This window comes from Microbulbifer mixtoriginis (SeqCode), from assembly GCF_052466765.1.
On the sequence record NZ_CP174289.1, the window covers coordinates 86805 to 112050 of the forward strand.

Here is a 25246-nt window from a genome sequence, read left to right on the forward strand (position 1 = left end):
GGCATTCACCCATTGGATACGCCGTTATCAAGGGAAAGAAAGGACCAGTAAGAGACAATGCATACGATAGAAAAGATTGGTGGCACCTCAATGTCGGACTATGAATCTGTCCGGGACAACATTATTAAAGGTGACTCCAAAAGGCTCTACAATCGTGTTTTTGTAGTTTCAGCTTATGGTGGTATCACCGATCTACTTCTAGAGCATAAAAAGAGTGGCCAGCCTGGTATTTATGGCCTCTTTTCCAGCAGTATTGAGGATGATAGCTGGCTGGTGAAGTTTGGTGAGCTTCGCACACAACTGCGACAGATCAACGATCGTCTATTTGGTGACACTGACTTACTCAAGGAGGCCAACCTCTTCTTGGATGAGCGCCTGGAAGGGGCTAAAAAGTGTCTTCGAGATTTACAAAGCCTCTGCCAGCATGGCCACTTCTCTCTAGATGCCCACCTGGGAACAGTAAGAGAAATGCTTGCCAGCCTTGGCGAGGCTCATAGCGCTTGGAATACATCAAAACTGCTGCAGCGGGATGGAGTCAATGCGTGTTTTGTAGATCTAACGGGCTGGCGTACCAGCAGGCATATACCACTGGATGAGCGCATTCGTGATGCCTTTGCCAACATCGACTTGAATCAACAGTTACCGATTGTTACCGGTTACGCTCACAGCGATAAAGGTCTGCTTATTTCCTTTGACCGGGGTTATAGTGAAATGACCTTTAGCCGCCTTGCTGTACTCACAGGAGCCAAAGAGGCAGTGATCCACAAAGAGTTCCACTTGAGCAGTGCAGACCCTCGCCTAGTTGGACCGGATAACGCTGTGCCTATCGGTCGTACAAATTACGATGTGGCCGATCAACTGGCCAATTTGGGTATGGAGGCAATTCATCCCAAGGCGGCAAAGGGTTTACGCCAGAAGAATATCCCCCTCCGGGTAAAGAATACCTTTGAGCCAGAGCACGCCGGAACATTAATCACCCGTGACTATGTGAGCGATTCGCCCTGTGTGGAGATTATTGCTGGTTGTAAAGGTGTCTATGCGCTGGAACTTTTTGATCAGGATATGGCAGGCACGATCCACGATTATGATCGGGAAGTGCTTACGGTAATTAAAAGGTACAAGGCGCATATTGTGTCTAAAAATACCAACGCCAATACCCTAACCCACTTTTTGGCGACTAATCTGAAAACCATCAAGCGTATACAGGCATCTCTGGAAGAACGTTTCCCGGAAGCAGAATTGAACCAAAGGAAAGTGGCTATTGTTTCCGCTATCGGGAGCGATATGCAAATCCCCGGCGTGCTGGCAAAAGCGGTTCAATCACTGGCTTCCAACGATATTTCAGTACTCGCCATGCACCACTCTATGCGGCATGTGGACATGCAGTTTGTTGTTAGTGAACCAGATTATGACACTGCCATTAGAACACTTCATGAGGCACTGGTTGAGGTTTATGATCATGGGACCGCGATATGCCTCGCCTCCTAAACACCTGTTTTTTGACTTTTCTTTTACTTTCCCCGGCTTCCGTTTCCCAGGAAACGGAAGCGAATAAAGAAGACAGTGCGCAGAAAGAGGTGGAATCTTTACAGAAGCCGCTATATACACCATTTATAGAGCGGTATGTGCTGGATGAAATCAAACAGTTGCGTATCGACCAAGCCAAAGCTAAACAAGAGTTGATACAGCAAATTGTCGATCGTGAACACAACTCTGTCGATCGAGCCGTAGCCTACGCAACCGATACGGTCACCTACTTCTTCTATCTCATAGCTGCCGCCACTTCCATATTGGTCTTAGTGGGTTGGCGATCGCTACAAGATATTAAAGAGCGTGTGCACTCCCTAGCGGATGAGGAGATATCAAAGCTGGTTCAAGAATATGAAAAACGTCTGGAGATCATAGAGAGTCAATTACAACAAAAGACCCAGCACATTGAAGAGAATCGCGAAGAAATTGAGCTGACTCAAGAAGTACAATCTCTTTGGCTGCGGGCTCAACAGGAATCCTCAATCGCCAACAAAATTGCGATCTATGATGAGATTCTGCGTCTTCGTCATGAAGATGTTGAAGCATTGACATACAAAGCTGATGCAGTGCTGGAGTTGAACGAACCCCAATGGGCTGCAAATCTTTGTCAGCAAGCCCTAGGTATTGATCCAGATAACAGCCATGCCTTCTACCAGCTAGCTTGTGCCTATACGGCTATGGAGCAGTTTGATGAAGCTCTACGGTATCTGGCTGAGGCCATTAAGAGGCGAGAAAGTTATCGGGATGAAATTCTCAGTGACAATGCCTTACAGCCACTGGCGGTAAGTGACGTTTTCAAGGATCTAGACAAGGTTATTGCTCAAACCCCACCGCCACATAGCCGCGAAAAAGATACTTAGCAAGCTGTCACCTTGGCATTTTAAAGCTATAAGACTATGTGAGCTCAAGTATCAATACGCGGATCAATAAAGCCATGAGTGAATCAAGCCTTGATGAAAGCCGCCGTGGCTTTCTAAGAGCCATGACCGCAGCTACAGGCGCCTTACTGGCACCCTCTGCAAGTGTTGCCCTTACTCCATCATCAACAGCCAAACTGCCAAGTGGAGTTAATCCCAAAAATTTCATTATTCATGGGGTTAACCCACTGACAATAGAAACCCGTCGGTCTTTGATGGGCATGAGCGCTATTACCCCTGAGGCCCGGTTTTTTGTGCGCAACAATTTGCCATTGCCCTCCCCCCAGATTGTTGAACGACCGGACACTTGGGTGCTTGAAGTCAAAGGCGTAAAGCAGCCCATTGCTATCTCTGTAGCAGAGCTGAAAGGGCTGGGTTTAGATGCCGTCGGTGCAGTTATTCAATGTACAGGTAACGGCCGCGCTTTTTTCGAGCATGAACCGGCAGGCTCTAAATGGGGAGTTGGCGCAGCCGGTTGCGCAATTTGGACAGGCGTTCGGCTGAAAACCCTGTTTGATCATTTTGGCGGTGTGGATGCAGGCATGAACTTTTTGACCGCCACTGGAGGTGAGGTCATTCCTGAGGGGATGGAGCGCAATGATCTGGTCGTAGAGCGATCAATCCCTATCAAGAAGGCATTGGACGATACTATATTGGCTTGGGAAATGAATGGCGCACCAATACCGCTACTGCATGGTGGCCCCTTACGGCTCATCGTTCCTGGTTATTTCGGCTGTAACAATATTAAGTACGTTAAGACTCTCACCTGCGCACCGCAAGAATCCGAGGCCAAAATCCAAAAAACGGGTTACCGCCTTAGACCCATTGGCGCTCCCCCTGGCCCAGACTACCCAAGCATGTGGCGTATGCCTGTAAAGTCTTGGGTAAATGGCCCGGGTGCGGACAATACCCCAGCTCTAGCTGGAGAGGTGACTTTCTACGGTGTTGCGCTTTCTGGTGAACGCGGCGTGAGGAAAGTAGAAGTCTCGCTCGATATGGGCAAAACCTGGCAGGATGCAGCGCTAGAGGATCTGGACCTCGGCCCTAACGCTTGGCGAGTTTTTTCTTATACCGTGAATTTACCAAAGGGTCCGCACACCATCGTCTCGCGCGCCACAGATACCCAAGGGGATATCCAACCTAAAGAACGTGTAGAGAACGAACGCGGCTATGCGCACAACGGCTGGCTAGATGCAGCACTTACGGTAAACCTGTTGGGTGAGTTACCCAAGGAGAAAGTTGCAGCAACCGATCAACATATGGTGAAAGAAGAAAGCACCCCCCCAGAGCGTGAATCGGTCTCTTTATCTGCAGAGGGTCAAGCCGGAAAGCAAATCTACCTCGAGTCTCAACCTTCTTGTGGAGCTTGCCATACCTTGAAAGATGCCGGCTCTGAGGGCCTTATTGGTCCCAACCTTAATGAATTAAAACCTAATGCAGAAAGCGTGAAAAACGCTGTTACCAATGGCGTTGGCGCTATGCCAGCATACAATGACTTGATGACGAAAGAGCAGATTAATTCTTTGGCAACTTATATTGAGGAGGCTACAAAATAGTGAGATGGTCAAATGTATTCCGAGTACATTGTTTATATGATGTAACTAATTGATGTGTTAAATAAAACAACAAAAACTAGAGCGTAAATACGTACGAAATTTGTGTTTCAAAAATAAAAACAAAAATTGCTAAAATAAGGATTATCATTGGTTTATTCATTTGTTGGGTTTTTATTATTATTCGTGCTGGTAGGTGTATTCTCAGCGCTTTTTAGTCGCAACACCAAGGCCGATTATTACCTGGCTAGCAGTGGAGTTCCCCCCTGGTTAGTAGGCCTGTCGGCAGTGGCGACTAACAATAGCGGTTATATGTTCATCGGGGTTATTGGTTATACCTACATGACCGGGTTCGCTTCTATCTGGTTAATGGTGGGCTGGATCGCTGGTGACTTTATTGCTTCACTTTATGTACACAAAAGAATAAGAACTGCCACTGACTCAAGTGGTGAAGTCAGCTATGCCGGCGTGCTTAGCAATTGGTATGGGCAAAATCATTCTGCCCTACAGCGGATTATAGGTATCATATCTTTACTATTCTTGCTCACTTATGCATCAGCACAGATGGTTGCCGGCAGTAAGGCGCTACATGTACTACTGGACTGGCCTCTCTGGTCTGGCGCTGTGGTTGGGGCGTTGCTGGTATGTCTTTATTGCCTGGCCGGCGGCATACGCGCTTCAATTTGGACTGATGCTGCACAGTCGATTGTTATGATCGTCGCTATGGGCACACTTCTAGCCGTAGCCCTTACCAGCCTGGGAGGTGTCTCAAGTGCAATGGGGCAAATGCAAGCCGTCGAGGGATTTACGAACTGGTTTCCCCAAGATCTGACCTTTTCTGGTTGGGGCGGGCTCGTTATTTTTGTCATCAGTTGGGGGATTGCGGGGCTATCTGTGATTGGCCAGCCCCACATAATGGTCCGCTTCATGACTCTGAGTGATCCCGGCAAAATGCGCACGGCGCGGGGCTGGTACTACCTGTGGTTTGTTCTCTTTTACTCCATGGCCACAGGGGTCGGCTTGCTATCCAGGGTTTTCATCGCCGATTCCGGCAGCTTTGATGCTGAGCTAGCATTGCCGACCATGGCCATAGAATTGCTGCCACCAATCGTAGTTGGGTTGATCCTGGCTGGTATCTTTGCTGCAACCATGTCCACTGCAGATTCACTGCTTCTTAGCTGCTCCGCAGCCATTACTCACGATATTCTTCCCCGTAAGATTGAGAAGACTTGGTTTCTTAAGCTCATAACTGTTGTTATTACTGGGGGCGCACTACTTCTGGCGCTTGCCAACAACCAAAGCGTCTTCAATATGGTGATCTTTGCCTGGTCTGGCCTCGCCAGCGCATTTGGCCCCCTATTGCTGGTGCTTTGTTTTGGAGGAAGACCCTCACAAGCGACCTCTATTGCCGCTGTAACCGTTGGGTTTACGACAGCAATCGCCTGGAGAATACTGGACCTTCATAGCCTGATTTATGAGGGCTTACCTGGTATAGCCTTGGGTCTGATTGTGTTTTATTTGGCTAATTTTCTCCCCCAGCCATCGCCTTTGCGCGAAGTAAATAGTTAAGTTCCAAGGGGAGGCTATCCCTCCCCTAGTCACTCAGCATTACGGCTTTCAACTTCCCCCACCCTGGCATCTAATGCCGAGCTATCGAAGTCACGTTTGAGTTTGCGCCCTAAGGATAGGTTAAAATTTGCACAGTTCTTTTTGTAGAGTTCAAATGAGATTTTTGGCCCAATTCAGCTCGGTTTTTATCCTTGTATCAAGGGTTTTTCTCTCAAATTGCAGAAATATAAACCCCCTGTGAACCTGTCGGTTTTGTTGCATTGAGTGCTAACAATTAGAGTTCAAATTAAAAATATGTTATATTTTGTGCCATATAGCCCGACATTTGACCGTCGGGCCGGGGCTGGAGCCTGACGATTTGGCACAAAAGTCTACGTCAGACCAGCCCATTTTTTTGCGATGGCCAATGGGTCACTGGACGGCTATTTACCGCCCTGCCCCATCGCTAACAAATAACCGACTGACCCTCTGTTAAAGCAGTATGGAGAGACAGATGTCACTGGACAAACAACGGAATTTTGTAGACGGCCGCTACCTGGCAAACGAAAGCGGTGAATGTTTTGACGTGTTCAACCCGGCTACCAACGAGGTCAGCTACCAGGTTGAGGTTGCCGACGAGAAGGTACTCACAGAAACCATAGAGAGTGCCAAACGCGGTTTTGCCCAGTGGTCAGCGATGATACCGGTCGAACGCAGTCGCATCCTGCTGAAAGCAGTAGCACTGTTGCGCGAGCGCAACGATGAACTAGCGGCTATCGAAGTGGCTGATACCGGTAAGCCCTGGCAGGAAGCTAGTGTTGTGGACGTGGTGACTGGGGCCGACTCCATAGAATTCTTTGCCGGCCTGGCTGCAGGCATTGAGGGCAATCAGCAGCAAGTCGGTGAGGACTTCTACTACACCCGCCGCGAGCCCCTGGGCATCTGCGCCGGAATCGGTGCCTGGAACTACCCCTTACAAATCGCTTGCTGGAAAGCCGCCCCGGCCCTGGCCTGCGGTAACGCCATGATCTTCAAACCTTCCGAAGAGACCCCCCAAGGCGCTCTGAAGTTGGCTGAAATCTTTATTGAAGCGGGCATGCCCCCGGGTGTTTTCAACGTAATCCAGGGCGATGGCACCGTGGGTGCCTGGCTGACTAACCACCCGGATATCGCCAAGGTTTCCTTTACCGGCGAAGTGGGTACCGGCAAGAAAGTGATGGCCGCAGCGGCTTCCAACCTGAAAGAAGTCACCATGGAGCTGGGAGGCAAGTCCCCGCTGGTGATCTTTGATGATGCCGACCTGGAGCAAGCCGTTTCTGCTGCCATGCTGGGCAACTTCTACACCCAGGGCGAAATCTGCACCAACGGCACCCGGGTATTTGTACACCGCAGCATTCATGATCAGTTCCTCGCTCGCCTGAAACAGCGTGTTGAGCAAAATATTATTGCCGGTGATCCGATGAATCCGGACACCAACTTCGGCGCGCTGATTTCTGCCAAGCACCAGCAACTGGTGATGGACTACATCAGCAAGGGTAAAGAGGAAGGCGCGACCTTGTTCTGCGGCGGCCACACCCTCTCCCCGGAGAATTCACCTAACGGTTACTTCGTTGCTCCCACCGTATTCACCGACTGTCATGACGATATGACCATCTGCCGCGAAGAGATCTTCGGCCCGGTAATGTCGGTACTGGTCTTTGATGATGAAGACGAAGTGATCCGCCGCGCTAACGATACCCGATTGGGCCTCGCCGCCGGCGTATTTACCCGTGATATCACTCGCGCCCACCGTGTTATCCACCAGATGCAAGCGGGTATCTGCTGGATTAATGCCTACGGCGCTTCCCCGGCAGAAATGCCGGTAGGCGGATACAAGTTATCCGGAATCGGACGCGAAAATGGACTTGCGACCCTGAACCACTATACCCAGCTAAAAGCGGTGTATGTGGGCCTGGCACCACTGGAAAGTCCATTTTAAGCGGTACCCTGTATGAGTGAGTTTGACTACATCATTGTCGGCGCCGGCTCTGCCGGTTGCGTTCTGGCCAACCGCCTGTCTGCCCAGGAAGATAAAAAAGTCCTCCTGGTAGAGACCGGGGGCAGCGATCGCAGCATCTTTATCCAGATGCCCACCGCACTATCTATTCCCATGAATACCGACAAGTACGCCTGGCAGTTTATGACTGAGCCAGAGCCGTACCTGGACAACCGCAGCATGCATTGCCCCAGAGGCAAGGTGCTCGGTGGCTCTTCCTCGATTAACGGGATGGTTTACGTACGCGGGCACGCCAAAGACTTTGATGAGTGGGCACAGCACGGCGCCGAAGGCTGGGACTATGCCCACTGTCTGCCCTACTTCAAGCGCTCTGAGACCTGGGCTTTTGGCGGTGACGATTACCGTGGCGACGAAGGTCCACTAGGGGTCAATAACGGCAACGAAATGGCCAACCCCCTTTATGGAGCCTTTATCGAAGCCGGTAAAGAAGCTGGCTACGACTACACCGCAGATTACAATGGTGAGCAGCAAGAGGGCTTTGGCCCCATGCATATGACGGTAAAAGATGGAAAGCGCTGGTCTACTGCCAACGCCTACCTGAAGCCAGCCATGCAGCGCTCCAATTTGACGGTATTGACCCACGCCACTGTGCATAAGGTGATTCTGGAAGATAAACGGGCGGTCGGAATCAAACTTGAACGCAAGGGAAAGATCCTGGAATTCAAGGCGCAACAGGACGTCATCCTCAGCGCAGGTCCCATCGGCTCCCCTCACCTTCTTCAGCTCTCCGGAATCGGAGATCCCGACACACTGGCAGAAGCCGGTATCGAACTCCAACACGAACTCCCCGGCGTCGGCCAAAACTTGCAGGACCACCTGGAATTCTATTTCCAGTTCCGCTGTAACCAGCCGATTTCCCTGAATGGCAAGCTCGACCCCTGGAATAAATTCCTGATCGGCGCTCGTTGGATACTGAAGAAGGATGGCCTCGGAGCCACCAACCATTTCGAGTCCTGCGGTTTTATTCGCTCCAAAGAAAACGTGGAGTGGCCGGACCTGCAATATCACTTCCTGCCAGCAGCCATGCGCTATGACGGCCGCGAAGCTTTCGATGGCCACGGCTTCCAGGTGCATATCGGGCACAACAAGCCCAAGAGTCGCGGTAGGGTCAAAGTGGTGAGCAGTGATCCTAAGCAATCCCCTTCCATCCTGTTTAATTATTTACAGGAGAAAGAAGATATCGAGGGTTTCCGCGCTTGTGTGCGACTGACTCGCGAGATTATCAATCAGCCGGCTTTCGACGAATACCGAGGCGATGAAATCCAGCCCGGCACCGATATTCAGACTGATGAACAAATTGACGCTTTCGTACGGGAATCCGTCGAGAGTGCTTACCACCCATCCTGCTCCTGCAAGATGGGCACTGATGCAATGGCAGTGGTAGACCCGGAAACCCGTGTACACGGTTTACAGGGCTTGAGAGTTGTAGATTCCTCCATCTTTCCAACCATTCCCAACGGCAATCTGAATGCGCCCACCATTATGGTGGCGGAGCGGGCTGCTGACCTGATTTTAGGGCGCCCCGTATTGGCGCCCTCCGAGGCACCGGTAGCGACCAAGGCTACCAGCACTCAGCGACCTGGCCGCCCTGCGCGCTCAGTGAGCTGAATTTACGTCGGCGCTCTGGCAGAGATTTGACTGCCCCCTTCAAACGCGACGGGGATATTCAAATCTCGCACAGCAATGCCCTCTGGGGGCGCCGGCATACCAATAACTAGCTGGAGACTCAGCATGACAGCTTGGCTTTCCGCGGGATTATTATTTACCTTCACGGCAATAATTTTCTCGCTGATTAAATGGGGAAATGTGAAGATGGTCGGGGTAACCCCGGTCAAAACCTTCACTTTTATAGCGATCCTTTTCACCTCCGGCCTCGATGTAGGCCTGATCATGTTCCCTCTCACCGAGTTCGGTGGCTACGCAGACTTGGCCAATAGCCCAGAATATGGTTTCACCAACCCACTCGCGATTGAGTTTGGTTTTTGGGCCTTCCTGATCTGGGGCTTCTACTTCCTCACCTGTTTTTACTTCTGCATTATCGAACCCAAAGTTAAGTTCTTTGAGTTGGGACCAGTAAAACTGATCAACAATGTGGTGATTATCGGAACCTGCGCCTTTACCGCTTACTTGCTGCTTAGCAACTTGCCCTGGTATCTGCCGCAAGTTGGTGATGGTGAAACCATTGTGGGCACCTTCTACCTGATCGTATTTGCAGTGATCGCCGCAGCGGTCTACTCATCTACCAGCCTGCGCTATGTGCGCTTCCTCAGCCTGGCAACTACCTGGATGTTTATTGGCTTGATCGCGGTCATGTGGGTAGGCGCCTTTACCGGTGAAAACGGTAGCGTTGGCGACTTCGCCTCCACTTTTGCGATGCTCGGCGGTTACTTTGGCAACATCCACCAGTTCGTGCTGCCGTTAAATGATTACCACGAGTTTTACCTGTTCTGGTGGTTTGCCTGGAGCATTATGATCGGCCAGTTTACCTCCCGCTTTGTGGGCGGCCTACGCACTTACCAAGTGCTGGCGGCGATGCTGATTTTCCCATCCATCCCCATCGCACTCTGGTTCACCGTGCTCTACTACTACTCCAGCCAAGGCCTGGATACCAGTGGCTTCTACAACCTGGCTATGGTGATTGTGGGTATTACCTTCGTGATCAACTCGCTGGATTCCCTGATTCGCCTGTACACCGACAATCTGGGCATGACCGTTGCGCGCCTGGGCAAGTGGAAGTACTTCGTGCTGAACCTGGCTGCAATGAGCCTGCTCACCCTGTTGTTCAAGCTGGACTTCCTGCAAATCCAGTGGATCGGCGCTCTGGTGATTGGCATCTTCTTCTGCTGCCTGGGTTACATCCTGGTGAAGCGCTTCAGAGCGGTAGCAGCTATCGACTCCTCGCCTAAAGAAAACAAAATCGACTTTAACAAGATCGAACTGGCGAGCTAACTGTTGAAATCCCCCACCCTCTTTGGTGGGGGCTACAAAATATAAATAAGCGGTAATTTAACAATGAAATCGACGTTGAAACTTTCTGCACTCACTTGTGCTTCCCTGCTGGTACTTGCTCAGCAATCCCAAGCAGAGCTGTCTTCTACTGTAAATCTGACCACCGACTACACCTTTAATGGTGTTAGCCAGACCAAAAGCGACCCAGCCCTGCAGGCAAGCCTGGACTACGGCTTCGATAATGGTTGGTACATTGGCTCCTGGGCTTCCAATGTGGATTTTGTAGGTGATGACGTCAATCTCGAGCTAGATTTCTACGCTGGCAAATTCTTACAACTTAATGACAAGGTAAGTCTGGATACTGGTATTGCTTACTACACCTATCATGGTGATAAGGATGTCTCTAGAAACTATGACTACCCAGAAGCCTATACCAAGCTGGGTTATAGCTCCAACCTGGGCGAGTCCGAAGTGAATGGCTGGTACAGCTGGGACTACTTTGGTCTGGGCGGCAGCCACTACATTATGATGCTGGCTCACACTTTTGAATTTGCAGAGGGGCATAACGTTCGTTTCAGTGTGGACCGCTCTACCTCTACAAATTTGGACAACTGGAGTTGGGGCAATAATAAAAAATCCTACAACCACTACCGTGTAGAATACATGACTTCTCTAAACGGTTTTGATTTCAATATTGCCGCCGAGAATACCAATCTGGATTGGGACACGGCTGACGAGCGTATCGTCTTCTCTGTCGCTCGCACTTTCAGCCTGTAAGGCTAGAAGTTTATACCGGGGCCTGTGCCCCGGTATTCTCACTCTTAAAATCCTAAGACCTCTCCCCCGCACTTCCCTGTTTAGCGTTTCCAGAACCCCCTAAAGTGGCTCCATCTTGCTCGCCCGCCTCTTCTTGGCTCCATGGCCCCTTTGCAGATAGCTTTTCAAGAACTATTTCCTTTTCAATTAGAGTTGGGTGGGAGCCCAAGTCATGCCGTGCAACTTTAACGATTGAGAGGCAAAGTAATAGAGCAACTAATAATAGAGGGATGCCTGCAATAATGCTCGCCGCCAATAACGCTTCGAATCCACCCAGTATCATTAAGGCAACCGGCAGTAATGCCAAGGCAAATGCCCAAAAAATTCGGTTCCAGCGAAGAGGCTCTGTATCAACCTCCTTTTGCACAACTGAGGCGAGGATATGGGAAATGGAATCAAAGGTAATGGCAGTAAAAACCAGTGCAATCAATGTATACACCAGTACAACCCACTGGCCTGCTGGCAAAGTTTTCAGTATGGCGAAAATAGTGGCATTGGCTCCCTGGTTGTTTAGGAGCTGCACCAGATCAAGCTTCCCAGAAAACTGTAGGTATACCCCATAGTTGCCAAGCACCATATAGAAAAGAAAACAACCGAGGGTCCCAAAAAATATAGAACCAATGATCATCTCTTTTATTGTCCGCCCCCGAGAGATATGGGCGATAAAAAGGCCAACGCTTGGTGCGAAGACTAACCACCAAGCCCAATAGAAAACGGTCCACTGTTGAGGAAAGCGAAAGTAGGAAAGTTGCTCAAAATAAGAGAAGGATTCAGTCCAGGTAGCCATTCGCAGGAAGCTGTGTAACATCCGTCCTAATGTCTCCAGCCCATTATTGAGTATAAATAGAGTTGGCCCTGCAATAAGAACAAAGAGCAATAATAATAGGGCAAGCCACATAGTAAAGTTGGAAAAGGTTTTGATCCCACGCCTTAAACCAACAAAAGCACTGTAACCAAACAATAGAGCGCAGAGTATAAGTACAGCTATTTGTGTCTCAAGTCTAATAGGTAACCCTAACAACTCATGAAACCCCTGGGTGATTAAGGGTGCAGCTATACCCAACCGGGTAGCAACGCCACCCAACATACCGAACACCAAAGAGATATCAATAAGCTTTCCAGTGGCACCCCTGGCCCTGCGCTCACCCAGCACCGGGACAAGAGCCTGGCTAAATTTTAATACCCTACTTCTGCGCACATAGTAAAAGTAAGCGATTGGCAGCGCCGGGATTAGGTAGATGGACCAAGCCAGGGGACCCCAGTGGAATATGCCATAGGCGACTGCCCAGCGGGCCGCTTCCGGTGTATTTGCTTCAACCTGAAATGGCGGTTGCTGATAATAGTAAACCCATTCAACCATTGACCAATACAGAATGGAGGCGCCGATGCCACAGCTTAGCAACATGGCAACCCAAGAAACTGTCGAGAACTCAGGGGATTCCTTCTTACTTCCAAGCTTGATGCGGCCTATATCACTAAAAGCGATATAAGCCATAAAAAGAATCGACCCTATTCCCAGTAAAAGGTAGAGAATACCAAAACGTTCTGTTACAAACTCCTTTGCCGCCAAAATCCACAGTGAGCCCAAATCTGGAAACAAGATCAACGGCACTGTCGTTATCAGTAACAATAAGATTGCCCCAAAAAAAGTGGGCTTATCAATCAGCTCTCTTGACCCCTTACTCAACGACTATCTCCATTCCGAAGAGCAACAACTTAGGTTTTGGGTGTGGTTAAATTACGCCAATAATGAGAACGACACTTCTAATAACCAATTGGGCGTCAATCATCCACTAGAACGGCACATATCTCCCTGTACGGATATATTTTTAAAAATCAGCCACAATCCAGTATATCTGAACTTATACATGTAATGATCGTAAAGAACGGGCGTCGGAAACGACATGCTATTGGTGCTGAGGTTAGTTAAACATGTCCCACTACATAATTTTTGTTTTGATTCTCTTTGGCCTAATTGCCTGTGGCAAAGACTCTTTGAGAGATATCACGGAGCAAGATTTTCAACCAGGGGCTGAAACAGGCATATTTAATGTATCTCAGAGCGAGTGCGAATTAATGATGTATCGAAAAATAATAACAAAGGAATCCCCGGTTGGTTGCGAAAGATTAAAAAAAGTAGTTTTTGATTTTTATCCTCTACTGGAGGATTCAGATATTGCTGGCGCACTGAACAGTGAGCATGATTTAAAAAATAAAAATGATACAAATAGACAAAAAGGAGCGATTATAGTTCTTGATGTTGTTGCCGATAATGTTCTCGCTCTATTTGGAGAACTCTATCAACGGCAGTTCCCTATTAAGTCTGCTATCCCAATAGAATACTTCAGTAAAAAGGAGCGAAAAACAGAGGATATGAACAATTCTCTGGCATTTGATTCTCGACCCATTACCGATGGCATCAAATGGTCTGAACATGCTTATGGGGTTGCGATTGATATTAATCCAGTGCAGAACCCTTATCTTTATATTGATAAATCCTCTAAACCAATCTTGATACCAAAAAACACGAAGGAAGGTTACTTAAATCGAGCAAAGTATCGAGCAGGAAAACCAGTGCGTGCCGGGATGTCTGAAGATGTAACATCTCTATTTGCTATGTATGGTTTTGCCGTTTGGGGCGGAGATTGGGATGTGCCTATTGATTACATGCACTTCCAGGTGGGATCTCGCCAGTTTATCGAACATCTAGTAGCTCTACCTATTGAGAAGGCAAGGCTACTGTTTGAAAATTACACGAGTCAATTGAGGCAGTGCTTTGAGCATGGGAACAGTATTAGCGATGTTAACTTCCTTAGAAAGTATTGTGTAGACAAGGTAAGTGCAGCTTTTGAACCGCGCCAAGATAAAGTAAAGGGCACCAGTAATATATAGTACCCTTCTGCTCCCGCTGTCTATACTCTTAGCCTAAACCTCCCATAGGTTTCAGCCGTTTGTTATCGTTTATAAACGAGACGGATGACTACCTGGGTCCCCTTCGATATGTGGTTTGTCGTCATGAGATACCCCATGGGGGGAAGAAGCCGGTAACTCCCAATCCCCATCTTTACTCCAGGGGTCATCCTTAGGGAAGTCTTCAATGTAAATTTCTTTTTCTTCGTAACTGGGCTGGTAGCGTAAATCATAGTGAGCCGCTTTAACGATTGAGATGCATAACAGAAGCGCAACAATCAGAAGTGGGACACCTCCAATAACACTGGCTGTTTGTAAGGTATCCAGCCCACCAAGAAACATCAGTGTTACGGGCATAATGGACAGGGCAAATGCCCAAAAGACCCGATTCCAGCGCACTGGTTCCTCATCTACTTCTTTCTGTACTACTGCGGCAAGAATATAGGAAATAGAATCAAAGGTAGTGGCCGTGAAGATCAGTGCAAGAATGGTATAAACCAATATTACGAACTTACTCGCTGGCAGAGTCTGTAAAACGGCAAATATTGCTGCAGTTGCTCCCTGCTGGTTCAATACCTGCACCACATCCAATTCACCTGAAAACTGTAAGTAGACCCCATAGTTCCCCAGAACCATAAAGAACAAGAAACAGCCGAGAGTGCCAAAGAAAATCGAGCCGACTACCATTGCCTTTATGGTGCGGCCTCGGGATATCCTGGCAATGAATAAGCCTACACTTGGTGCGAAAACCAGCCACCATGCCCAGTAGAATATGGTCCAATCTTGAGGAAAATGAGTATCAGGAAACTGTTCAAATTGTGCGAAAGGCTCAGTCCAGGAAGCCATATGGAAGATGTTGTCAAGCACCCTGCCCAAAGCATCCAGGCCAGTATTCAACATAAACAGGGTGGGACCAACAAGAAACACGAATACCAGCAATAATACTGAAAGCCACATATTAATGTTGGAGAGGGCTCGAATACCGTTCTTTAGGCCCACAAAAGCACTGTAACCAAAAATAAGTGTACAGATCATAAGCACAATAACCTGTGTACCCAAGTCTCTTGGTACTCCCAGTAGCTCATGTGCGCCTTCAGTAATCAGTGGAGCGGCAATCCCCAATGTAGTAGCCCCTCCTCCCAGCATGCCAAAGATAAATAGCACATCAATTAACTTGCCAATACCACCCTTCGCGCGTTCTTCACCTAGCACGGGCATTAGCGCTTCACTAATCTTCAGCACACTGTGGTTTCTGACATAGTAAAAATAAGCAATCGGCAGAGCGGGAATCAGGTAAATCGCCCAAGCTAATGGCCCCCAGTGAAAAATGCCATAGGCAACGGCCCAGCGCGCAGCCTCAGGTGTTCCCCCCTCAATTTGGAAGGGTGGAGTTTGATAGTAGTAAATCCATTCCACCATCGACCAGTAGAGGATTGAAGCTCCAATACCAGAGCAAAACAACATGGATGCCCAGGACACTGTAGAAAACTCTGGATCTTCTTCAGAGTTGCCGAGCTTTATCTGGCCTATATCGCTAAATACGATATAAACCATAAAGAGGATGGCCCCTACCCCCAGTAATAGATAAAAGACGCCGAGCTGGTCGGTAACAAAATCCTTTGCGACTTTAACCCATACTGATCCGACTTCAGGGAAAACAATCAGAGGAACTGTAACTAGCAAAAGTAGTGCAAGTGATCCGAAGAATGTTGGCTTGTCGATAATTTCTCTAAAATTCTTAGTCAATGCACTTCTCCGAGCAGTGTACAAAGCCGACAAAATAAAAGTGGGTTCGATCTCCGAAAGGAAATGAAGACAGATAGTAGAGTGGAATAACTTTTATAGAGACGGAATACGATTGATTAGATATCATTATTATTTGGTCTGCAATTTTAACAGGAAGGCCATTAATTTCAATAACAGGCTGTTCTTAGTGTTCAAAAGCAAAACAATCTGGCCATGAAACAAGGGCTTAGAAGATAAGATATAAGACACTAAGCTCTGTAGCCTACAGCTTTTATAACCTCTTTATGAGTACATCCTGACTACACATCATTCCCAAATAGATCAGAATGTATGCAGGCTCTGGAGTTTAAGTGTAAAGCCTATATGCGCACTCATAGGTATTTTATAGTGGGCTCATATACCCTTCTCACTGAATTGCCCCTAAGACTGAGGGTATATAAGCCTTTAAGGATCCTTTTTTCTGGAAGCTTCTTTGCTGCTATCTTTCTTTACAGAGCTACAAGCTGCCCCCCAGTCACCCTCTTCACTCCAGGGGGTATCTTCTGGCGGGTGCTTGATATAGATTTCCTTTTCCTCGTAGCTCGGCTGGTGGCGTAAATCGTAATGAGCTGCCTTTACAATCGATACGCAAAGCATTATTGCAACAAGTAGCAACGGAACACCACCGACAATACTTGCTGTTTGTAGGGCCTCCAGCCCACCCAAAAAGAGAAGCGTAATAGGCATCACGGATAATGCAAATGCCCAAAACAAGCGATTCCAGCGAGCAGGCTCATCATTCACTTCCTTTTGAACAACGGCAGCGAGTATATAGGATATAGAATCAAATGTAGTGGCTGTGAAAATTATCGCGAGTAAAGTGAAAACAATAATGACCAAATTACTCATAGGAAGTGTTTGCAAGATGGCGAATATAGTTGCAGTACCCCCCTGTTGGTTGAGGAGCTGTACCACATTCAGCTCACCTGAGAACTGCAGGTAAACCCCATAGTTTCCCAGGGTTAGGAAAAACAAGAAGCAGCCCAGGGTGCCATAAAATATTGCACCAACAACCATAGCTTTTATGGTTCTCCCGCGTGATATGCGAGCAATAAACAATCCAACACTTGGGGCGAACACCAACCACCAAGCCCAATAGAAGATGGTCCAGTCTTGAGAGACGTAGGTTTGAGGGAATTCTCTGAATCGACCAAAGGGCTCTGTCCATGTGGCCATATGAAGAATACTGTTAAGCATTTTCCCCAAAGAATCCAATCCCGCATTAAGCATAAATAAAGTAGGGCCAGCAATAAGGACGAAAGCCAATAAAAACATCGCAAGCCACATATTCAGGTTTGATAAAGTCTTAATTCCCCTTTTAAGCCCGGCATACACACTGCAGCCAAATATTGCAGTGCAGAGCATCAGAATAAAAATTTGTGTAGTCAGTCCTGTAGGCGCACCCAATAGTTCATGTGCACCCTCAGAAATCAAGGGCGCAGCAATTCCTAATGTCGTTGCCCCACCACCTAACATACCAAAAACAAAACAAACATCTATCAACTTGCCAATAGACCCTTTTGCCCGCTGCTCACCTAAAACAGGCATAAGCGCCTCACTTACTTTTAAGACATTGCGGTGCCTTACATAGTAAAAGTAAGCAATTGGTAGAGCCGGAATCAGGTAAATCGACCAGGCAATAGGACCCCAATGGAATATACCAAAAGCGATTGCCCAGCGGGCAGCCTCCGGAGTAAGCCCTTTTAATTCAAATGGCGGCGTTTGGTAATAATAGATCCACTCCACCATTGACCAGTACAAGATAGATGCCCCAATGCCTGTACAAAAAAGCATGGAGGCCCAGGACAAGGTGCTAAATTCTGGCTCTTCTTCAGGTTTTCCAAGTTTGATTTGACCGATATCACTAAAAATGATGTAGGTCATAAACAGTAATGCACCAACTCCCAGCAACAGATAAAAAACACCCAAGTCATCCGTTACAAAGTTCTTCGCGTTCAGAATCCACTCCGCACCCAGTTTTGGATAAATAATGAGCGGAAGGGTAACCATGAGAAGCAAGCCAAGCGCCCCAAAGAAAGTTGGCTTATCGATGATCCGCTGAAAGTTTCCTGCCAATACTTCTCTCCAGGATACTCAAAGAACTGATCAGGCCAATTAAAAGAAACGTGCTTGTCAGCCTGGAGTTAAAATGTGGGGCTGAATCCGTTTGTTTTGGGTAGAGGCAAACTGAGTGGCTTGCTAGCAAGTTTAGCTGCCTGTGAATTAGTCAGCCAAGGCGATAAGTTCATTTTTAGAGACAGCTTGGGGCGAGACTGCCTGGACACACTGCCGCAAACTGCCATTTGCGGCCTAACAGATTCAAAGTAAGGGCTGGAATTCAGAGAAAGGGTAACTACTTGCCCTGAGTCGCTCAATTAGAGCTTCATCTAGAAGTATAGCCAGCCCAAGACTTATCTAGGGTTTTAGGGAGTTCTCCAGCTGAGAAAACTGCCCCTGAATCACCGCTTTCTGCTGGATAAGGGTGCGGTTCTCATCGGCGAGTTGTTCGAGGCGATCTTTTGTAGTGGTAAGCTCCAGCCCTAATCTGTTTAGGGCGCTCTGTTGTAGTTGCACTTCCTTCTGAGCCGAAGAGCCTTCACTTTGCAGCTTAGAGATTTGCTCGCGCAAGCTAGCCACCTCTGCCTGCCTGTCTTTCAGCTCACACGCCTGCTCTTTTGCCTGCTCCCTTAGGTTTGCAGCCTCTGTACTAGCCACCCCAACCTGTTCGCTAAGCTGCTGCTTCTCTCGATTGATTTCAGCAATCAGCGCCTGTCCCTGCTTGTAAAGCAACTCCTGCTCGTTGAATCTACGCTCTGAGAGGGTCAGCTGTTCAGTAAGTACTGCGATCTGCCCCTTCAGTTGCTCCGCAGCTGAGCGATACTGGTCTCTCTCATATTGCCGGTCATTGGCAGTACGCTGTTGAAAGTGCTCAAAGTGTTCGCGGACATCCCTATTTTCCTGCTTTATTTCCTCAATCATCTCTTTTTGCTCCGCAATACGCTGCAAAGCTTCCTGCTTCTGGTACTCACTTTTTTCCAGGGCAGACTGGGTCTCTTGTAAGGACTGCTTGAATCTACGCTTTTCCGCCTCGGTCGACGAAAGCCTGTGCTCAAGATCACGAATACTGGCGGCCTGCTGGTTACTAGTGGCTCTCAACTCCTCTAACTGTGAAGTTATCTCTTTTTCCTGCACGAGGAACTCCTGCTGAAGCTCCTCTACCTGCTTGCTTGCCGCTTCCTGGATCCTTTGGTGTAGGCCTTTCAGTGCATCCACCAGGTCTCGCGGAAGCCCACTACTATCCGTATTGCTCGCAGATTCACTGCGCCATCTTCTAAGCAGAGGGGCAATAGTGCTTTTGCTGCCGGTTCCCAACTGGGCCCTCACTCGATCAACGGTGGGCTCTTCTCCACGGGCCTTGATGACCTTGGCGGCCTGAACAATATCCAGATACGTGACCCCAGTGCGTGCCATAAGCTTCACCTTAGATTATTTCGTTACAAATTACATAATACGTAATATTACATTATTTTATATTTTTTCATGCCTGAAAAATGCCACCGTATAACCTTCGATAATGACTATTATCGCAGGTTATATTTCTGTAAGATTCCCCTAATAACGTACCTCCAGTACAAACAGGAGGTTTCCCAGCAGTTCGAGCATCATGAAAAATCACAAATCTCTTGCCGCCAGAAAGCACCTCGAAAAGAACACTCCCAGTACACTCGGGGGCACTGGTGAATTGTTGACCGATGAGGACATTCAGAAATACCTGAGTGCCGCCACATCCGATAACACCCGCAGGGCTTATCGCTCGGCAATTCGTCAGTTTGAAAAATGGGGAGGTCGGCTACCCACAGATGGCGGCACTCTGGTGCGCTATGTCCTCGGCCGTGCTGAGGAGCTTAATCCTCGTACTCTAGACCTTCACCTCACCGCAATCGGGCAATGGCATCAATACCAGGGAATGCTAAACCCCATCACAGATCCATTGGTTCAGAAAACCATGCGTGGTGTCCGTCGCACTCACGGCAAACCTAAAGAGAAATCAAAAGCGCTCAGCCTGCAGCACATTGCTAGCATGACCCGATATTTACGCACTCAATCCCAGACGAGGAAGAACGCACGTGATCTGGCTCTTATCCTGGTAGGGTTCTTTGGTGCCTTTCGTCGCAGTGAGCTAGTGGCTATTCAGGTGGAAAACTTGGTATGGGAGGAGGAAGGCGTGATCGTAAGGCTTCCTAAGTCAAAAACAGACCAAAGTGGCGAAGGAATGATGCGCGCCCTGCCCTTTGGTGCTCCTGAGGCTTGCCCTGCAAGAGCTCTGAAAACCTGGCTCAAGGTCAGCGGCATTGAAAGTGGGCCCGTATTTCGAGCGGTGAATCGGTGGGATACGGTGCAAAGCAGGCAGCTAAACCCAGCAGCAATTAATGACTTACTAAAAAACTTGGGTGCCTCCTGCGGATTTGATTTTGTTGACGAGTTAAGCAGCCACAGCTTTCGCCGTGGCTTATCGACCTCTGCGGCTCGTGAAAAGATTGGCTTTGAGCTTATCAAGAAGCAAGGTGGCTGGAAGAGCGACGCCACCGTGTGGGAGTATATTGAAGAGGGGCAGCAGTTTAGTGAGAACGCCTCGGCCATCCTAATAAAGAAAATGGCAGAGCTTCTCTAAGCCGCAACCCTCCCTTTGCTAAATTGTTTCTTTGCGTCTTTCGCTCTTTTTCGAAAGACGCGGCTATTTCCTTTTGCTGGGAGGGCCAACACTTATTGCTTCTTATGTGTCGCCTGGAAGACGGTCTCCCACTCCTGATCAAATTTTGCTGCTGCTGGTATAGGGCCTGGAGCCCTCTTGAAAGTCAAAATTCCCACATGCGCTTCGTGAACTTGAGCATCAGAAGTCACCTCCTCGGTAAACCCCTGCATTATTCCGCTACTGTCGAGAGTAAAGTTGCCCACGCTTTCATCTGAAACGTCGACAGTCACTATACGAGTGGTATCACCGGAGTTCGAAAAGACAAAGATACCGACATCCTTACTGGTAGTCGCTCCATTTTTTGTCTCTTCGTGACCGCCCAATTTATGCTTAAAGTCAGCAGGCTTCTTGAAGCTGTCAATGAAGCGGCCACCCCCACCGGTTTTAGTTTTCTTAAGGACTTTGAAAGTTCGACAATAAATATCCTTACCTACATCCAAAGCGTCTTTTTGGCTTTCATATAAAATAAACGACTCCCCATCGACAGCACACCAAGTGCCATCTAAAGTATTTTTCATGTCAGGATTTGCACTCAATGGAGCAGAGTAAAGAGCTGTCAGAATGAAAACGGCCGGTAGGAACCTATAAGTCAGAGGTAGATTCGCCTTCATGGTGCACCTCGGTAAGTCGCTTGTGAACTTTAAGTAAATAAAGTAGCGGATTAACCCAGGTACCTCCTAAAATTTTCAGACTTTTAGTGGAAGAGAAGCGCCAATTCAAATTTCAGCTAGCAGGCCTGTAGCTCCCTACCCATTTCGCTCTCATTATCAATCGTTGAAGTTCACCACTGGGATCTATGGCAGCGAGAACAGCAGTCGCGCTAATCTCATGCCTTTAGCCATTGGTTGTTGGAACCAACCGACAGCTTTAATAGCTCCCTGGCTGCTATACCTGTATGCAAATCTCGACACTTGCTCAATAGTTGATGCAAAAGGAGCTCTGAGATGCCTCTCAACAATCAACAAATCAAAGAGTGCGAATCCAGCCACTGGGATTTCTCAGATCTGAAAGCACTGTTCCTAAACTGTACCCTCAAGCCAACGCCAGAACTTTCCCATACCGACGGACTAATTCGTATTTCACGAGAGATTATGGAAAGAAATGGCATATCGGTAAGCCTGCTCAGGCCCGTTGACCAAGATATTGCCTTCGGTGTCTATCCAGATATGACCGAGCACGGTTGGGAAAACGATGACTGGCCAAAAATTTATCACCAGGTTAACGAGGCAGATATTCTCGTCATCACAACTCCTATATGGCTCGGTGAAAAATCCTCTATCTGCACACAAGCCATAGAGCGCCTCTACGCCAACTCGTCAAACCTTAATGATCAGGGGCAGTATGCCTATTATGGAAAAGTCGGCGGCTGCCTGATAACAGGTAACGAAGATGGCGCTAAACACTGTGCAATGAATATCCTTTATTCCCTGCAACACCTGGGTTATGTCATTCCACCACAAGCAGATGCCGCCTGGGTTGGCGAAGCCGGTCCAGGCCCCTCTTACCTCGACCCCGGTTCTGGCGGTCCACAAAATGATTTTACCAACCGGAATACCTCCTTCATGACCTGGAACCTAATGCATATGGCCCGAATGATAAAAGATGCGGGGGGTATACCCGCCCATGGGAACCGGCGCTCTGCTTGGGATGCAGGCTGCAAGCCCGACTTCTCCAATCCCGATTACCGATAACAACGTTCAGAGCAGACAGTAATGGGGTGAAATAGCCAATCAAGGCTGTAATTTACTCTGCCCATTTACAAAATGGGCCACCTAAAGATACATTGCGCACCTTCCTTCTTATTACAGCCCACTGATGTCGCCTTCAACTGGCCCAGTGCTCTCAATGCACCTACCTAAACAGAGGGGCTTATAAGGCTACAACCCAAGAAACAACCAAAATAAACTGAGGTCTACCACCCCGAATGAATCCCGAGTTACTGGAACAGATTTTCCACAGCAAACTCTTTATTACTCTCTGTGTAGTTGTCGTCATTCTTTTAGTCCGCGGCTTACTGACCCTTGCCATTGCTCGCAGTAACTGGGCAAAAGCCGATAAGCGTCGTAGGATCAACACCGTACATAACATCGGCAACCTGCTTTTGGTCATCGGTGTAATTGCTGTTTGGGTGACAGAATTACGAGATTTCGCCCTCTCTATTGCCGCCTTTTCTGTAGCGATTGTCCTCGCTCTGCGTGAGGCTGTGCAGTGCTTGGTGGGTGGCCTATACCAAGCCAATATGCGCTCCTTTACTGTTGGCGATTGGATCAAGGTGGGCGACCAATTTGGCGAGGTTACTGATAGTGACTGGTTAAGCACCACGCTTTTGGAGATTGACCCCCATGGCCTCGGCAATGGTTATACCGGAACCACTCTCTATATTCCCAATAATGCTTTTTTTACTCAGCCGGTAAAGAACCTGAATTTTATGCGCCGTTATATCGAGCACACTTTCTCGATAACCCGTGAGCGCAGTGAGATAAACCCCTTTGAAGCTAAGAAGTTTATTGCCGAACGGCTGAAAGAGCACTGCGAATCTTTTCGGGAAGTTGCCGAGCGCTACTGCAAGCTGATTGAGAATCGGATGGGTGTGGAGCTCTCTGGCCCTGACGCAAAAGTAAGTGTGACCACTAATGATCTTGGCCATGATGTCATCACCGCGACCGTATTTTGTCCCCGTGAAGAGGCAACCAATATCGAGCAGCTGGTAACTGAAGATTTTTATGCTTTCTGGTTTGAAAAAACCAAGCAACTAAAAGACAGCGCCTAACGCCTTATCACGTACCAATATGTAAGCTTTCAAGTCGTTGGCGGATTATCTCCGCCAAACGACTCGCTGCGGGCGATATGTCATCGCGATTAGGAAAAATAAGATACAGAGGCTGCCACCTTTCTTGCCCTCCTTTTAAGGGGAGAGGTTTGAGTGTTCCATCGGCCAGCTCCCCAAGAATCTTATCCTGCGGCAACCAAGAAAACCCATAGCCCCTACAAGTTGCCCCGATTACCGTTGCCATATTGCTCAGCGTCCATCGCTTGGCAACTTCAACTGTTAGGGTTTCACTATCGCTTTGGGGGTTTGAATCTCTAACGATCAGGTGCCGATGACTGCGCAGATCCTTCAGGGTTAGTTCGCGTTCCAGTTGATGTAATGGGTGACTGGGGTGGGCCACTGGGATAATGCGTGCCGGTGCCGGCAGTAACTCGCCATTGAAACCGGGAGGAATTCTCGGATCAATCGCAAAGTCCACCTTTCCCTCGGTAAGGGCATCGAGGGCACCGCTAATCACCACTTCGTAAACCTCTACACGGGTATGTGGGCTCTCTTGGCCAAATACCTCCAGGCAATCTAGCAATAGCCAAGTTGGAAACAGCACTTCCACAGAAATTGACACCAGCGACCCCCAACCCACAGAAGCACGCCGGGCAGCCATTTCCATTGCCGAAGCATCTTCCAGTAATTGTTTGGCATGGCGATATAACATTTGCCCAGCAGCCGTAAGTGCCGCTTTGCGGCCAGTGATTGTAAATGCCTTTACATCGAGGATGGATTCCAGCTTTTGTACCGCATAGCTCACGGAAGACTGACTCTTGTGTAGGAGTTCCGACGCCTGTACATACCCTCCCCCTTCAACAACCGCAACTAAACAACGCCATTGCTCCAGAGTGATCTTTGGGCTTAAAGCCGGGTTCGCTAACTGATCAGTCATGTATCGGATTTTTAGATGGATTTCAGCAAAATTTTCTAATTTTTTATCTAATTAATCAATGATTCAATAGTGCTCAAGTTAAATGATTCATAAGGAACCCGTCATGACAAAGTTGCTCAATATCCAATCCAGCATGTTTCAAGCCGGTGGCCAGACCTCCCAATTGGCGGCAAAGTATATTGAGCGCTGGAAGGCGAATAATCCGGAGGGCGAAGTTGTGCAGCGTGATCTGGCAGCAGATCCGGTACCGCATTTATCCTTGGATAGCTTCCAGGCCTTCAATACCCCGGCTGAGCAACGCACTCCAGATCAGCAGGCGGTTGTTGATTTTTCAGACAAACTGATCGAAGAGATCTCTTCAGCAGATGCCTTGGTCCTCGGCGTACCTATGTACAACTTTACAATCCCCTCTACCCTGCACACCTATTTTGACCATATCGCCCGAGCCGGCATCACCTTCCGCTACACGGAAAATGGGCCAGAAGGGTTACTGAAAAATAAAAAAGCGATCATCTTTGTTGCTCGGGGGGGCTACTACGGTGACAACCATGCACAGAGCACATTTTTGCGGCAGTTCCTCGGTTTTGTGGGCATCACTGATGTTGAGTTTGTTTACTCCGAAGGGCTTGCTACTGGTGAAGAGGCAAAAGAGAAAGCCACCACCGCGGCAAATGAACGTATTGCTCAACTTGCCTAAACGAAGAATATTCCTGAATTAAAAA

At 48.4% G+C, this 25246-nt stretch carries 19 protein-coding genes; 13 read left to right on the forward strand and 6 right to left on the reverse strand.

Going from position 1 to position 25246, the window contains the following annotated elements:
* The first annotated feature begins 57 nt into the window (after positions 1-57).
* The 8 genes from ACJJIV_RS00415 (at position 58) to ACJJIV_RS00450 (ending at position 11330) form a co-directional block, all read left to right on the forward strand.
* Complete coding sequence (locus ACJJIV_RS00415; protein ID WP_444890320.1) at positions 58-1488, forward strand: aspartate kinase; 1431 nt, start codon at positions 58-60, stop codon at positions 1486-1488.
* Positions 1473-2390, forward strand: coding sequence for a TPR end-of-group domain-containing protein (locus tag ACJJIV_RS00420; protein ID WP_444890321.1), 918 nt, complete (start codon positions 1473-1475; stop codon positions 2388-2390). Before ACJJIV_RS00415 ends, ACJJIV_RS00420 begins: the two co-directional genes overlap by 16 nt.
* Before the next feature lie 74 nt (positions 2391-2464).
* Positions 2465-4003, forward strand: coding sequence for a molybdopterin-dependent oxidoreductase (locus ACJJIV_RS00425; RefSeq protein WP_444890322.1), 1539 nt, complete (start codon positions 2465-2467; stop codon positions 4001-4003).
* 147 nt (positions 4004-4150) lie between these two features.
* Positions 4151-5569, forward strand: coding sequence for a sodium/proline symporter (locus ACJJIV_RS00430; protein WP_444890323.1), 1419 nt, complete (start codon positions 4151-4153; stop codon positions 5567-5569).
* 493 nt (positions 5570-6062) lie between these two features.
* A complete protein-coding gene (betB, locus tag ACJJIV_RS00435) occupies positions 6063-7526 on the forward strand; it encodes a betaine-aldehyde dehydrogenase (RefSeq protein ID WP_444890324.1) in 1464 nt (487 codons plus the stop codon).
* Positions 7527-7538: 12 nt separating this feature from the next.
* Positions 7539-9212 (forward strand): choline dehydrogenase, encoded by a 1674-nt coding sequence (betA, locus tag ACJJIV_RS00440; RefSeq protein WP_444890325.1) that lies wholly within the window; start codon positions 7539-7541, stop codon positions 9210-9212.
* A 123-nt stretch (positions 9213-9335) separates the two neighbouring features.
* Positions 9336-10553 (forward strand): BCCT family transporter, encoded by a 1218-nt coding sequence (locus ACJJIV_RS00445; RefSeq protein ID WP_444890326.1) that lies wholly within the window; start codon positions 9336-9338, stop codon positions 10551-10553.
* A 63-nt stretch (positions 10554-10616) separates the two neighbouring features.
* On the forward strand, positions 10617-11330 hold the full coding sequence (locus ACJJIV_RS00450) for a TorF family putative porin (protein ID WP_444890327.1): 714 nt from the start codon (positions 10617-10619) through the stop codon (positions 11328-11330).
* 52 nt (positions 11331-11382) lie between these two features.
* Here the strand turns inward: ACJJIV_RS00450 and ACJJIV_RS00455 are convergent, their stop codons facing one another.
* Entirely contained in the window at positions 11383-13056 is a 1674-nt protein-coding gene (locus ACJJIV_RS00455) for a BCCT family transporter (protein WP_444890328.1), read from the reverse strand.
* Between the two features lie 245 nt (positions 13057-13301).
* Here ACJJIV_RS00455 and ACJJIV_RS00460 point away from each other — a divergent pair, with 245 nt between their 5' ends.
* Positions 13302-14261, forward strand: a complete 960-nt coding sequence (locus ACJJIV_RS00460; protein ID WP_444890329.1) for a M15 family metallopeptidase — start codon at positions 13302-13304, stop codon at positions 14259-14261.
* A 69-nt stretch (positions 14262-14330) separates the two neighbouring features.
* Here the strand turns inward: ACJJIV_RS00460 and ACJJIV_RS00465 are convergent, their stop codons facing one another.
* From ACJJIV_RS00465 to ACJJIV_RS00475, 3 genes are all read right to left on the reverse strand, one after another.
* Positions 14331-16025 carry a BCCT family transporter gene (locus ACJJIV_RS00465; protein ID WP_444890330.1) on the reverse strand — a complete coding sequence of 565 codons (1695 nt, stop codon included), beginning with the start codon at positions 16023-16025 and terminating at the stop codon, positions 14331-14333.
* Positions 16026-16469: 444 nt separating this feature from the next.
* A complete protein-coding gene (locus ACJJIV_RS00470) occupies positions 16470-18140 on the reverse strand; it encodes a BCCT family transporter (protein ID WP_444890331.1) in 1671 nt (556 codons plus the stop codon).
* Between the two features lie 339 nt (positions 18141-18479).
* Positions 18480-19535: a DNA-binding protein gene (locus ACJJIV_RS00475; RefSeq protein WP_444890332.1), complete on the reverse strand. Its 1056-nt coding sequence runs from the start codon at positions 19533-19535 to the stop codon at positions 18480-18482.
* 190 nt (positions 19536-19725) lie between these two features.
* Here ACJJIV_RS00475 and ACJJIV_RS00480 point away from each other — a divergent pair, with 190 nt between their 5' ends.
* On the forward strand, positions 19726-20736 hold the full coding sequence (locus ACJJIV_RS00480) for a site-specific integrase (protein WP_444891741.1): 1011 nt from the start codon (positions 19726-19728) through the stop codon (positions 20734-20736).
* Between the two features lie 92 nt (positions 20737-20828).
* On the opposite strand, the gene ACJJIV_RS00485 is transcribed toward ACJJIV_RS00480, so the two are convergent.
* The gene (locus ACJJIV_RS00485; protein WP_444890333.1) at positions 20829-21335 is read right to left on the reverse strand and encodes a hypothetical protein; all 507 of its coding nucleotides are present in this window, start codon (positions 21333-21335) and stop codon (positions 20829-20831) included.
* 426 nt (positions 21336-21761) lie between these two features.
* Here ACJJIV_RS00485 and ACJJIV_RS00490 point away from each other — a divergent pair, with 426 nt between their 5' ends.
* Both ACJJIV_RS00490 and ACJJIV_RS00495 read left to right on the forward strand, forming a co-directional pair.
* Positions 21762-22508, forward strand: a complete 747-nt coding sequence (locus ACJJIV_RS00490) for a flavodoxin family protein (protein ID WP_444890334.1) — start codon at positions 21762-21764, stop codon at positions 22506-22508.
* A gap of 233 nt (positions 22509-22741) precedes the next feature.
* On the forward strand, positions 22742-23587 hold the full coding sequence (locus ACJJIV_RS00495; protein WP_444890335.1) for a mechanosensitive ion channel family protein: 846 nt from the start codon (positions 22742-22744) through the stop codon (positions 23585-23587).
* A 7-nt stretch (positions 23588-23594) separates the two neighbouring features.
* Here ACJJIV_RS00495 and ACJJIV_RS00500 read toward each other — a convergent pair whose 3' ends face one another.
* Positions 23595-24524 carry a LysR family transcriptional regulator gene (locus tag ACJJIV_RS00500; protein ID WP_444890336.1) on the reverse strand — a complete coding sequence of 310 codons (930 nt, stop codon included), beginning with the start codon at positions 24522-24524 and terminating at the stop codon, positions 23595-23597.
* A 103-nt stretch (positions 24525-24627) separates the two neighbouring features.
* Here ACJJIV_RS00500 and ACJJIV_RS00505 point away from each other — a divergent pair, with 103 nt between their 5' ends.
* Complete coding sequence (locus tag ACJJIV_RS00505; RefSeq protein ID WP_444890337.1) at positions 24628-25221, forward strand: FMN-dependent NADH-azoreductase; 594 nt, start codon at positions 24628-24630, stop codon at positions 25219-25221.
* Positions 25222-25246 lie beyond the last annotated feature (25 nt).

Bases quoted from the DNA above. Each gene is read 5' to 3' on its own strand.
- betA (WP_444890325.1), top strand. From the start codon at position 7,539: ATGAGTGAGTTTGACTACATCATTGTCGGCGCCGGCTCTGCCGGTTGC.
- ACJJIV_RS00450 (WP_444890327.1), top strand. From the start codon at position 10,617: ATGAAATCGACGTTGAAACTTTCTGCACTCACTTGTGCTTCCCTGCTG.
- ACJJIV_RS00475 (WP_444890332.1), bottom strand. From the start codon at position 19,535: ATGGCACGCACTGGGGTCACGTATCTGGATATTGTTCAGGCCGCCAAG.
- ACJJIV_RS00460 (WP_444890329.1), top strand. From the start codon at position 13,302: ATGTCCCACTACATAATTTTTGTTTTGATTCTCTTTGGCCTAATTGCC.
- betB (WP_444890324.1), top strand. From the start codon at position 6,063: ATGTCACTGGACAAACAACGGAATTTTGTAGACGGCCGCTACCTGGCA.
- ACJJIV_RS00425 (WP_444890322.1), top strand. From the start codon at position 2,465: ATGAGTGAATCAAGCCTTGATGAAAGCCGCCGTGGCTTTCTAAGAGCC.
- ACJJIV_RS00420 (WP_444890321.1), top strand. From the start codon at position 1,473: ATGCCTCGCCTCCTAAACACCTGTTTTTTGACTTTTCTTTTACTTTCC.
- ACJJIV_RS00485 (WP_444890333.1), bottom strand. From the start codon at position 21,335: ATGAAAAATACTTTAGATGGCACTTGGTGTGCTGTCGATGGGGAGTCG.
- ACJJIV_RS00415 (WP_444890320.1), top strand. From the start codon at position 58: ATGCATACGATAGAAAAGATTGGTGGCACCTCAATGTCGGACTATGAA.
- ACJJIV_RS00490 (WP_444890334.1), top strand. From the start codon at position 21,762: ATGCCTCTCAACAATCAACAAATCAAAGAGTGCGAATCCAGCCACTGG.
- ACJJIV_RS00505 (WP_444890337.1), top strand. From the start codon at position 24,628: ATGACAAAGTTGCTCAATATCCAATCCAGCATGTTTCAAGCCGGTGGC.
- ACJJIV_RS00445 (WP_444890326.1), top strand. From the start codon at position 9,336: ATGACAGCTTGGCTTTCCGCGGGATTATTATTTACCTTCACGGCAATA.
- ACJJIV_RS00500 (WP_444890336.1), bottom strand. From the start codon at position 24,524: ATGACTGATCAGTTAGCGAACCCGGCTTTAAGCCCAAAGATCACTCTG.
- ACJJIV_RS00495 (WP_444890335.1), top strand. From the start codon at position 22,742: ATGAATCCCGAGTTACTGGAACAGATTTTCCACAGCAAACTCTTTATT.